General features: G+C 55.3%; 12 protein-coding genes and 1 tRNA gene. 2 read left to right on the forward strand and 11 right to left on the reverse strand.

What is annotated here, in order from left to right:
- Window positions 1-138: 138 nt before the first annotated feature.
- Window positions 139-1,050, forward strand: a complete 912-nt coding sequence (locus N5098_RS06115; RefSeq protein WP_267636841.1) for a DEAD/DEAH box helicase family protein — start codon at window positions 139-141, stop codon at window positions 1,048-1,050.
- On the opposite strand, the gene N5098_RS06120 is transcribed toward N5098_RS06115, so the two are convergent.
- The 3 genes from N5098_RS06120 to N5098_RS06130 form a co-directional block, all read right to left on the reverse strand.
- Window positions 947-2,092: an ISH3 family transposase gene (locus tag N5098_RS06120; RefSeq protein ID WP_267636842.1), complete on the reverse strand. Its 1,146-nt coding sequence runs from the start codon at window positions 2,090-2,092 to the stop codon at window positions 947-949. The genes N5098_RS06115 and N5098_RS06120 overlap by 104 nt on opposite strands.
- A 304-nt stretch (window positions 2,093-2,396) precedes the next feature.
- The gene (locus N5098_RS06125; protein ID WP_267636843.1) at window positions 2,397-3,761 is read right to left on the reverse strand and encodes an ATP-binding protein; all 1,365 of its coding nucleotides are present in this window, start codon (window positions 3,759-3,761) and stop codon (window positions 2,397-2,399) included.
- A gap of 476 nt (window positions 3,762-4,237) precedes the next feature.
- The gene (locus tag N5098_RS06130) at window positions 4,238-4,408 is read right to left on the reverse strand and encodes a hypothetical protein (RefSeq protein ID WP_267636844.1); all 171 of its coding nucleotides are present in this window, start codon (window positions 4,406-4,408) and stop codon (window positions 4,238-4,240) included.
- 153 nt (window positions 4,409-4,561) lie between these two features.
- Here N5098_RS06130 and N5098_RS06135 point away from each other — a divergent pair, with 153 nt between their 5' ends.
- Window positions 4,562-4,876 carry a hypothetical protein gene (locus tag N5098_RS06135; protein ID WP_267636845.1) on the forward strand — a complete coding sequence of 105 codons (315 nt, stop codon included), beginning with the start codon at window positions 4,562-4,564 and terminating at the stop codon, window positions 4,874-4,876.
- A 125-nt stretch (window positions 4,877-5,001) separates the two neighbouring features.
- On the opposite strand, the gene N5098_RS06140 is transcribed toward N5098_RS06135, so the two are convergent.
- The 8 genes from N5098_RS06140 to N5098_RS06175 all read right to left on the reverse strand — a co-directional run.
- Window positions 5,002-5,562, reverse strand: coding sequence for a TATA-box-binding protein (locus N5098_RS06140; RefSeq protein WP_267636846.1), 561 nt, complete (start codon window positions 5,560-5,562; stop codon window positions 5,002-5,004).
- 205 nt (window positions 5,563-5,767) lie between these two features.
- Window positions 5,768-5,932 (reverse strand): hypothetical protein, encoded by a 165-nt coding sequence (locus tag N5098_RS06145; protein ID WP_267636847.1) that lies wholly within the window; start codon window positions 5,930-5,932, stop codon window positions 5,768-5,770.
- Window positions 5,933-6,013: 81 nt separating this feature from the next.
- A complete protein-coding gene (locus N5098_RS06150; protein WP_267636848.1) occupies window positions 6,014-7,003 on the reverse strand; it encodes a DUF7983 family protein in 990 nt (329 codons plus the stop codon).
- Window positions 7,004-7,229: 226 nt separating this feature from the next.
- Window positions 7,230-7,364: transfer RNA gene (locus N5098_RS06155), tRNA-OTHER, on the reverse strand.
- 79 nt (window positions 7,365-7,443) lie between these two features.
- The gene (locus N5098_RS06160; RefSeq protein WP_267636849.1) at window positions 7,444-7,893 is read right to left on the reverse strand and encodes a hypothetical protein; all 450 of its coding nucleotides are present in this window, start codon (window positions 7,891-7,893) and stop codon (window positions 7,444-7,446) included.
- Window positions 7,894-7,992: 99 nt separating this feature from the next.
- Window positions 7,993-8,505 carry a DUF8154 family protein gene (locus tag N5098_RS06165; RefSeq protein WP_267636850.1) on the reverse strand — a complete coding sequence of 171 codons (513 nt, stop codon included), beginning with the start codon at window positions 8,503-8,505 and terminating at the stop codon, window positions 7,993-7,995.
- Entirely contained in the window at window positions 8,492-9,184 is a 693-nt protein-coding gene (locus N5098_RS06170; protein WP_267636851.1) for a nucleotidyltransferase domain-containing protein, read from the reverse strand. The genes N5098_RS06165 and N5098_RS06170 overlap by 14 nt, the downstream gene beginning before the upstream one ends.
- Window positions 9,185-9,437: 253 nt before the next feature.
- Window positions 9,438-9,988: hypothetical protein (locus N5098_RS06175; protein ID WP_267636852.1), on the reverse strand; the 551-nt coding region annotated here is incomplete at its 5' end.

Genomic DNA, 9,988 nt, shown 5'->3' on the forward strand with positions numbered 1-9,988 from the left:
CAAGAAGTCGTCTACCGAAGCTACATCGTGCAGGGTTGCGCTTGTGTTGGACACACTTCGCGCACCCTGCTGCTTCGTACGTGACGCTTTCTATGACAGGCTCCTTTTCGTTATAAATTAGATGAGTCTGGGCAGAATATGGATATCGACCGGGCTCTGGAGGCCTTTCTCGAAAAGCAAGCTGCGAGTGCTATTGACCGGAGCACTTACAGGGATAAAAACGCAGGGGCAGGCCTGCGAACGCTCCGAAATACGGATTCCGTCGCTGATTTAACACTGAAATTGTTTTCCGATCCGAGCACAGATGCATATGCTGAACAGTTACTGGAAAATCTTCCAGATAGTACCGCCGAAAGTGACGAACTTCTTCGACAGCTTGACGAGCCGCGTATGACGACTCCGCTGTGGGGTCATCAGCGTACCGCTCTCAATAACTGGATCAAAAATGACCAGCGGGGATATGTCGATATGGCGACAGCGACCGGCAAGACAGTTCTGGGATTAGCTGCCATTGCGTATCGGTATGGTGAGCTACATCCTGCCGACCTGGAGTGGGGATTGACCGGTGAGAGTAACCGCGTCGACGAACGCCCTCGTGTTCTGATTGTAGCTGGGAATGAAGTAATTCTCAAACAGTGGCGCGATGAGTTTGATGAGCACCTTGACATTCCAAAAGGACGAACCGAGCCGATCGAGAGCGAGGATGGTGCTATTATTGAACTCGATTGGGGTGATATTGAATTCCGAACAGCCCAAGGATCAGTCGATCACATCGGCGGCCGCGTAATCTTGTCTGATGGCGGTGAATCAGATCGAACTGGTCGTGAAGCGTCTTCGAAGCGCGCTCGTGAGCGTAATCTTCGGGATGAACCGTCGCTGTCGGCGGCGGACCGCCGCCGACGCGACAGCGTCGCCACTCACGACCGCTGTCCGGACCGGTGGACAGCTACCGGAAGAACCGGTCGTCGAGTGACTGGTTCGCTGGAACAGCCCTGCGCACACCGAGCGCTGTCCAGGCGGCCCGCAGCACCATCTCACAGAACTCCGTGAACGACCAGTTCCAGAGGCGGCGCCCCCCGTGGCGGGGCGCCGCCACGTACTTCCAGTGGAGATACCGCCAGCTGTTCTGGAGCAGCAGGCTCACGACAAACATCATCAGCCGTAGACCAGCGTCCTGAGAACTAGTGAAAGCGAGGCTCTGCTTGGCTAAGCGGTAGCTGGACTCGATGCCGAAGCGCTTGCTGTAATGCTCCCGTGCATCTCGTGGTGTGTCGATGAACGGCGCGTCAGCGGCGTAGCCGTGACGCGCCACCCCGTGTTCATCGTATCGTCCTTGCTGGTAGACGCAGTCGATGAACACGGGGAAGGTCACCTCGCCGGCGAGATCGTGTTCGATCTCGCGGCTCCAGCCTCTGCTGAGTTCGTCTTGGATCGTCTCGCCCCACTTGACGATCGGCATCACGTAGGCGTAGTTGTGCGCGTACAGCAGTCCGAGACAGGTGCTGTTGTAGAATCCGCGGTCAAGGTAGACGGCCTTGACGCCGAGGTCAAGGCCGTCAAGGAGTTCGAGAAGCTCAGCGAGGACATCGCTGGTGGTGTCGCCAGCGACAAGCTGGCGAACCGCCAGCGTGTACCGCTTGTTGCGTACCCGCGCGTAGAGCGTCACGTACGCGTGAAACGTCGTTGTCCCCCGTTTCGCCTGTGAGAAGTACAGCGCTTCTGTCTCGTCTTCGTCGCCGTAGTAGGGATCGAGGTGGAGGTCGGCGACGACCTCCACCGGTCGATCCGGGAGTGTCTCAAGGGCATCTCGTTGGAGGAGCGTGTCTCCAACTGCCTCGACGGCGTCAAGTTCGAACTGCTCGGTGAGATGGCCACGGACGGTGTTGGCGTGCGGTGAGTCGTCGGTCGTTTTGCAGACGTGGTTGATCGAGGTCCCGCCGGCGCTGGCGCCGGCGAGGACCTCGTACAGTTTCTCCGTGGTGACTTCGACGTCCTCACTAAGGTCTATCGTAAGTTCCTCGTCGAGGCTGTTGACGACAAAATTAAGCAGGTGTTCTTCCTCTATCTCGCTGTCTGCTTGGGTGGCTTCCACACTCCTCCCAAGCAGACGCTTCCTCTAACCCGATGTGATCGACTGATTTTCAGACTTCAGCTCCGAAATCACCGATGTTGATCGGGAAAACAATCCCAACAGCCCCTTCTCAGAAGAGGTCCGACACGGTAAAGAGATACACGTCACCCCGTTCTACAGAAGAACTCCCATTTTTGTCGAGTTCACGCTTGGGTGTACATCTTTATTGTGTCATGTGAGCTTTATCGCTGTAACGTCGCTATTTTCAGACTTCAGCTCCGAAATCACCGATGTTGATCGGGAAAACAATCCCAACAGCCCCTTCTCAGAAGAGGTCCGACACGGTAAAGAGATACACGTCACCCCGTGACTCGGCCCGGTTTTTCAGGTCAGTCGTATACCCAGAGCGACTGAACAGGACGTACTGTGTCTCTCCATCAGCCGGTCCGTCCGACCATTGAACCTGTTCGGTCGTTCGTTCTAAGTCAGCTAGCACACCTTCACTCACTGGTGATGACGTAAACTTGCACTCGCCAGCAACGAGTCCCTCATCACTCAATCCAAGAATGTCCAGTTCGTGTTCTTTGAACCACCACTGGCCGATGTTCAAGAATTGCCGATTGACGAGGTCAGGGAGCGCCTGCTGGCACAGCTGTTCAAACAGCGGACTCACGTAGTCCGCCAACTCCGGCGCAACGACGGTTTCGAAAGCCTCGTCGCTGAGCAAACTGAGCTGGTCCTGCTTGCCATAGACGAAGCGAAACCAGAAGCGGAAGAGTGGCGAGGCAAGCCGATACCGGCCGCGTTTCGACGACGTTGGTGAAGCTGTCACGGGAATATGGCGTTCTACCAGTCGCAACTGACGGAGTTTCTGGAGATACGTGCTGAGCGATTGTGACTCAACGCCGGCCATGCCTGCAATTTCGTTCGGCGTTCGCCGTCCATGGGCGATCGCGCGGAGAATACTGAAGTACGTGTTCGGCTGGTGAAGTTCAGTTCGGAGCAGAAACTCCGGCTCGGAGTACAGCAGGCCCTGCTCAGAGAGAATTGACTGCTGGATGTTTGCTGCCAGCGACTGTGATGGGTCGATGGTCTGGAGATAGAACGGAGTTCCGCCATAGATGGCCCAGGTTTTGAGCACCTCTTCAGCATCGTACTCCGGGACGAAGGCGGTCATATCCGCGAGAGACAGTGGTTCCAGGTCGATTGTTGCGGTCCGCCGACCGTACAGTGGACTCCCGCCCGCCAGAACCTTCTCTTCCATTACGCTGATTGCCGAGCCAACGAGGACCAGTGTCATCGACGTCTCCTGTAGATGAGTGTCCCAGACACGCTGGATGCGGGAGGGGAGCGAGTCGTCTTCTTCGATTAGAAAGGGGAACTCGTCGATGACTACGATTGCATCTTCGTCACCGAGTGCTTCCAGCAGTGTTTCCCAATCTTGTCGGAGTCGGTCAAGCTGTGGAAACGTCGACGTGACCGTGTTTACGAACTGCTCGAGCTGGTTGTCGGCAGTCGACTCGACGGCCTGGTAATAGACGGCGTCATCTCGGTCTGCAATCGACTGCCGAACGAGTTCACTTTTTCCCAGCCGTCGACGGCCATAGACCACAATGAATTCGGCCTTATCCGAGTCGTAACAGCCGGTCAGTTGCTCGAGTTCCGTGTCACGATTGACGAACTGTTCCATACCTCACTTAAACAGTGAGATGATATAGGTTCTTTGAATTTGGAAATGTGGATTTCGGAAACATTCATTTCGTAATCTAATCTCATAGCCGCAACTCAAATGATCAATAGACCCTATATAAAAAATTAAGACAAATCAAGAGATGGGAAGCGGATACCAACACCGTTTGAAAAATGGAGAAGCCCGTAACCGGCTCTATGAATTGCATATTCTTCACGGTACTCAACGACCCCATCGGCGGGACGCTCGATTATACTCCGACCTCAAACACACACCTAAGCTCACCAACCTCATAGACGAGCATATCCCGAACTCGTATTTCTTGATGAAGAATCTTGGACCACCGCAGGGGTGATGCCGATCATGAGAGACCGACGAGTTCGATCAGTTACGACATTGCTACTCTAGGACGACTAAGCGGGTGGGTAATTCGTCTCCGATAGAAGTGAGATAGTGGACCTGGATGTTGGTGACACTCAGAGCTGATAGGAAGCAATTTCGGATGACCCACATTCGGGACATTCATCGAGATGGGTCTCGAGCGAGCAGCCACACTTCCGACACTCGTGGTGGGTCGGAGAGTCCGCACTGAAGATCCCACGGACGGGATCGAACACACCCATCGCAACGATACTATTGATTGTCATGTGGTATCAAACCTTCTATCTTCGTGCTTCTGCTGTCCACTGTCCATTCCGTCGTACTGTCGTTATCTTCTTTCACGGCGCGTTGTACTCGCTCAGCCATCACAGAACAGCAAGGACCTATACGGAGGGGGCTCCAACCGCACGGTAAGGTTCATGACTGGCTGGGAAGCGTCGACACGGCGATATTCGTTTGGGACGGCCGTCGATCTGCCGGCGCTCCTCAACGAACACCACATCGAGTTTCTCGATGTCGACGACACGCGGGCGGTCGTCATTTTTACTGAAGCTATCCTCAATGTCGAGGTTGACAGCGGCTCGTTGGATCATGCCGACGTAGTGGAGGTGGCAGTGTTTGAGCCGCCAGCCGATATTGATCCAACTGATCAGGAAGCACTCAGGGGTCTCATCGATGAGTTTGTCGACCGGGTTGCAACATGGGCTGGAACCAGCGTTACTCACCGCGATTGACCGTCTCCCAGTTGGACCTCCGATCTGAACTCTTGGGATACAGCTCCTCCAAACATGTGGGGCAGAGCGATCCGTTGGAACGTTCGCCAGGCCGGAACAGCAACCGCACTCGGGGGCATTGTGCGTCAGGCAAGGAGACCGAGCTTATCGAGTTCGTCGGTGATGTGTGTCATCGCGTCGGCACCGTCTTCACGGGCTGTGGCACCCGTAATCACGACTTTGCCCGACCCGAACAAAAGCGTGACAACGTCGGGTTCATCCATCCGATAGACGAGGCCGGGGAACTGTTCTGGTTCGTATTCGACACTTTCGAGTCCGAGCCCGATGGCGATGGCGTTGAGATTGAGCGTGGTTCCGAGGTCGCCCGACATGACGATGTTCTGGATGGTGCTCTCTGGCTCATCACTGATGGAAATCCCGAGAGTCTCGAACTCGTCGAACACGGTCTCGAAACTGGCTTCCGTTGCCTCCACGGTGTTTGCCCCTGTCGAAACCAGTTTGCCGGAGCGAAAGATCAAGACGGCTGCTTTCGGGTCGGTCTGGCGGTAGACCAATCCCGGGAACTGCTCGGGGTTGTAATCTGAGCCTTGGAGGTCCATCGATAATTGCTCGAGTTCTAACTCCTGGTCAATCGCGGTCGAGGCAACGACGTTTTGGATTTCGATGGTCTCAGACGGCTCACTCATATCTTAGGCAGTCCATCTCCCAGCAGTCGTATAACCTTTCTCACACTGTGATGGGCGATCTGTGGCACGATTAGAACACAGACGCTGCTGGGGTTGCTGGTCTACAATCCCACTGAACCACATTCGGGACCTCACTCTTGGGACGAGAGAAACTGCGCAAGATGAAACCTGTGGGGTTTACTGTTGTCCCGCCGACTGGGGGCGTTTAAGCTGGGATGTCGTCGAGTGAGTCGAAGTCACTCCAGCAATCACACTCGAGATCGTCGATCGAGGTGACTTCGTCCGGCAAGTCAGAAATTGGCATCCCATCGTCGACGACAGGACAGTCCTCTCTGTGTATCGAGAAGTCGTCTGCCGACATGATGGGCATATACGAGGCTCTTACAGGCCATGCACATAGCGCTATCGCTGGGCAGTTTCCAACGCACTCCCTGACCGGAAGATTGGCGCCTCACTCAGCCCCGGATTGAGTGTGATAGGTAGTCCCTGTCCGGAAACTCGTTAGCTCCTCAATTCGGCTCTCGAGTTCTTCGATCTCCTCACGAAGCTCCGCTGCTTCGTCGTCGTCACTGGCTGCGAGTTGATCCTTCAATCCCTGGAGGCGCGTCTCTTTGCTGTCTTCGTCGACGTCGGCTTTGCGAACGTATTCTGACTCGCTCACCTCGTACACGTCGGATTCAGCCACGTCGGTGACTTCGAGAGCGTCGTCGACTTTGCTGGCATCAACGCTGGTAATCTGCTCGCGATCGACACCGGCTGCTTCCAGCGTCTCGAGAACCTCCTGCTCGTCTTTGAGTGATTTGGTCCGGCGACTCGTCCGTTGGACGGACCCAAAGGGGCCGCTGACTGGACGGTCGTGGTGCAAGCGATGCAGTAGCACCTCGGAGATATCCTTACGAAGCGAGTCCGCATTGCGCTGGACGTCTGAACACAGGGTGTAGAGATTCACGAGGTCCGCTGTCTCCAACTCATCGAGCGTCTCGACCTCGTGGCGTTCGAGGGCATCGACGAGCAGGAGTGCATCGGCGTATACATCGAGATCAGGTTCAGTTCGGTCGGTTGGGTTTGTGGATGGCTCCTCGTCGAGGACCTGTGTGGCTGTGGGATCGTCTGTTTCGAGGATTGTTCCCTGGTCTTCGTCGACTTCGAACCGTGGATGGAGACTCAAGACGGCTGGATACGGGTCAGCATCGGCTGGAAGTCGGTCCAGCTCGAACGTGCCCTCGTTTTCGGTGACTCGCCGGTACAGAGTCTCGAATTGCTCGCGCTGCAAGGGTCGGGTCGAATCAATATCGCGGTCGAGAAACTTGATGACGACACGTTGCTCTTGGATGTCAGAGACGCGAAATCGATCGTGAGAGAGCGGCGTCACCAGTGTGGCTCCCTCGGGGAGGTTCTCCAACTCCTCGAGGAGGGTGTGCCAGGAGACGCTGAATGGCATATCAGGCAGTTGGTGACCAGCAGTCAAAGAGATACCGTCGTGCATGTCGGCTCGAACGGCATCTGAGAGCGAAACTCCCTCTGCGAGGGGCCTAGTAACACCCGTCATTTCCGCTGTAATATCGCCAGACGGAAACGGGAGATTCACCGGAACACCGGTGTGACGAAGTAGTGGTCGTCGCTCCGACCGAATGGCCGGGTGTTGGCTTCTCAAGCTGCCGCCCAGATGGGCACGCTGTGGATTCGAACCCAGGGCCTCCTGGTGGCCAACTCACTGACCGACGCGGGACGTGCCGCGCGGACTCACGTCCCTCAAGAGGTGGCCTCATCCCAGGCGTTCTGCCAGGCTGAACTACGTGCCCACGACTGCACACTGTTTGACAGCAGCGTGGTACTTATCGGTTGTGTCGCCCCAGAGTTAGTACAACTTACTAACTACAGTCAGGCGAGTTGGTCGGTGCGAATCGTCACGAGATCACCTGCGAGACGGGCGGCATCGGCCCCGGCTGCAGTGCCATCATCGTTCGAGATGATGAGCACACCGCGTGCCGTGTGGCATGGAGCGCGGTCGCCTTCGGCGAAGCCAGCGTCTCGAGCAGGGGGCAACTGGACCTGATAGCCGTTGCCAGCGATCTGGATTGACGCGTCCATCGCTCGATAGATGGTCTTCGTATCCCGGGCTGCTGCGGCGACGAGGTCGGCAGTGTCTGCAGGCGTGACTTTGTCTACATCGACGATGAGCAAGAGGTGGTCGAAGGAAAATACACGCACATCTGCCTGGTACGTTGCGTCACCCTCGCTGGTCTCTTCGATGAGTTCAGCCGCTCGGGCTGGCTTGGTAATCTGGAGGGCCAGCCCTTCTGTGCCTGACTTTTTGATCTGATTGGCCATGTAGTTAGTACATATTGCTAACCCTTGGTTGTTTTGCTGGGCGCGCTCACGCTCGCATCTGGTGCTGCTCTGTGCCTGTGTCTTTCTCGACTGTTTGGCTCACTCTCGATCGTCGCAGTTGCACTGTGAGTGGGCGTCGGCAAACGCAACGATATACTGGTGGATTTCTTCGGCCAGGTCGTGCATTGCCATCGCGAAATCTCTCCCTGGCCGATCGGTATCATAATAGAAACGCGAGCGGTGTTCGGAACGAAAAGCGTCGATTCGACCGGCTACGTCCTCATCTGAGAAGAGATTCTTTGCAGCGATGTCGTCGAACACTTCTTCGTGTTTCCTGTAGTCTGCCGACTCTGCCGCTGTCATCTCGACGAGATAGAACTGGAACGACCGCTCAATTGCGTTAAATGAGAGTTCCACGATGCTCACGTAGTTGTTTGTTCCTTGCCGAAGCTGCCTGCATGTTCCCAGCATAGCACACGCCTTCCCCAGCTGAATGTCTGCATCATCGCCAGCGCGCTGCCAGGAAAGTGAATCCTGTGCTGGACCTGTCTCACCGTCTTCTAGCAGTCCCTCGGCATGTTCGAGTGCATCAACAACTTCATCGAGTCCCATTCTCGAACACCTCCTGTTTCACTGCGGCAAGTGCCGTTGATTCTCGGAGTGTTAGCCCTTCAGTCAGAATTTCAGCAACGTTGTCGTGGCTCGCGGCCGACTCTCTGGGTTCGACAAGAATATGTGCCTCGTATCGGTCCCCGTTGAACGTCTTGTCAGCGATTTCTTGTTCGATAGTGTGGGCCTCGCGCTGTGCTTGCATTCGCTCACCGTCGACAACGACAAACAGGTCGATGTCGCTCGTTCGGTCGGCCGTCCCTCGTGCGACACTGCCAAACAGGATGACACCGACGTCGTCAGCAATTCGGTCTTCAATCTCGGCGAGAATGGCTCTAATTGGTGGATGATACTCAGATTGTGGAATAGTCGTGACTGGATCATCAGATTTGACGAGCATATCTGAATCGATTTGAACAGCATTTGCTCGGCCTGACCGGTCGACAGTAATGACGCCCAGCGCTTCGAGTGTATCAACTGCGGCATTGACACCGCTCAACCCTCGTCCAGTTACTCGGTGGAACTCCCGATTCGTGAACTCTCGTCCTGGATTGTCGACGAGTATATGGAGAATGTCTGCGATTGCACCATACCGAAACGCGTCTGGATCACCCACTGGGACAGGGAGTCGAATATACGTTCCCTCATCCGCTCCTTCGTTTTGAACCGTATCAGTATTCATGAATGTTCTAACAGTTCATTAGGATAAAAAACTTCGGAGGGCTATTCCAGTGGGACGGAAAGATTTCATGGCACCGGCTGAGTCTCCTGGCGCAACTCTTCCACATCAACGGGAGCATATGGTGATCGAAGGCATACACACGCACATCAGATCGGTAGGTCAGGTTTCCCTCACTGTTTTATTGATCGGTCCGCGATTGTCATCGGCCGTATTCTCCACCGCCTTCGTCACGCTCTATTTCACTGTGGAAAGCTTAGTCGTCAAGTAGATCAGCAAGCGCGTCGTCGTGTTTGACTGGATTCTCTCGATCCTCGCCATCTTTTTCGCTGTGCGTCAGATGTTCAGCGGCACGCTCGAATTCGCTTTGGTAGAGTGATGACATGGCTTCGACCAGTGTTTCGTCATCTTCGAGTACGTCATCGACTACACGCCGGGCCCTGTCGGGATACTGCTCGCAGACAGCACAGACACCCTCCGCCAGTGTCTGATCGCAATCACCACGATAGATGTTACTTGCAGTCTGGATGAGGACAGGAGTTGCCTCCTCGATGAGTTCAGGTTTGCGAGTCGCGATATTCGCCAGAAGTGTCGTATAGATGCTCTTCTTTGGATTGCTGCTATACTCGCTTGTATTAGCATGCCTGACGGCATGTTTCACGGCACTCTGTGCCAGCTCACGGTCACCGTACGATACCTGAATGGAGCCTGTCATAGAATCCATCTCATAGCTTCTCACAGCCCGGTTCGTTTCCTCGCTCATAGTTGGTGATTGCAATGACAACCCGGAGGCAGAGCGCAACGAAA

The organism is Halovenus rubra, assembly GCF_026586665.1.
Lineage (GTDB): Archaea > Halobacteriota > Halobacteria > Halobacteriales > Haloarculaceae > Halovenus > Halovenus rubra.

Excerpts from the sequence above, each read along its gene's own strand:
- N5098_RS06115 (WP_267636841.1), top strand. The coding sequence starts at position 139 with ATGGATATCGACCGGGCTCTGGAGGCCTTTCTCGAAAAGCAAGCTGCG.
- N5098_RS06125 (WP_267636843.1), bottom strand. The coding sequence starts at position 3,761 with ATGGAACAGTTCGTCAATCGTGACACGGAACTCGAGCAACTGACCGGC.
- N5098_RS06130 (WP_267636844.1), bottom strand. The coding sequence starts at position 4,408 with ATGACAATCAATAGTATCGTTGCGATGGGTGTGTTCGATCCCGTCCGT.
- N5098_RS06135 (WP_267636845.1), top strand. The coding sequence starts at position 4,562 with ATGACTGGCTGGGAAGCGTCGACACGGCGATATTCGTTTGGGACGGCC.
- N5098_RS06140 (WP_267636846.1), bottom strand. The coding sequence starts at position 5,562 with ATGAGTGAGCCGTCTGAGACCATCGAAATCCAAAACGTCGTTGCCTCG.
- N5098_RS06145 (WP_267636847.1), bottom strand. The coding sequence starts at position 5,932 with ATGCCCATCATGTCGGCAGACGACTTCTCGATACACAGAGAGGACTGT.
- N5098_RS06150 (WP_267636848.1), bottom strand. The coding sequence starts at position 7,003 with ATGCCATTCAGCGTCTCCTGGCACACCCTCCTCGAGGAGTTGGAGAAC.
- N5098_RS06160 (WP_267636849.1), bottom strand. The coding sequence starts at position 7,893 with ATGGCCAATCAGATCAAAAAGTCAGGCACAGAAGGGCTGGCCCTCCAG.
- N5098_RS06165 (WP_267636850.1), bottom strand. The coding sequence starts at position 8,505 with ATGGGACTCGATGAAGTTGTTGATGCACTCGAACATGCCGAGGGACTG.
- N5098_RS06170 (WP_267636851.1), bottom strand. The coding sequence starts at position 9,184 with ATGAATACTGATACGGTTCAAAACGAAGGAGCGGATGAGGGAACGTAT.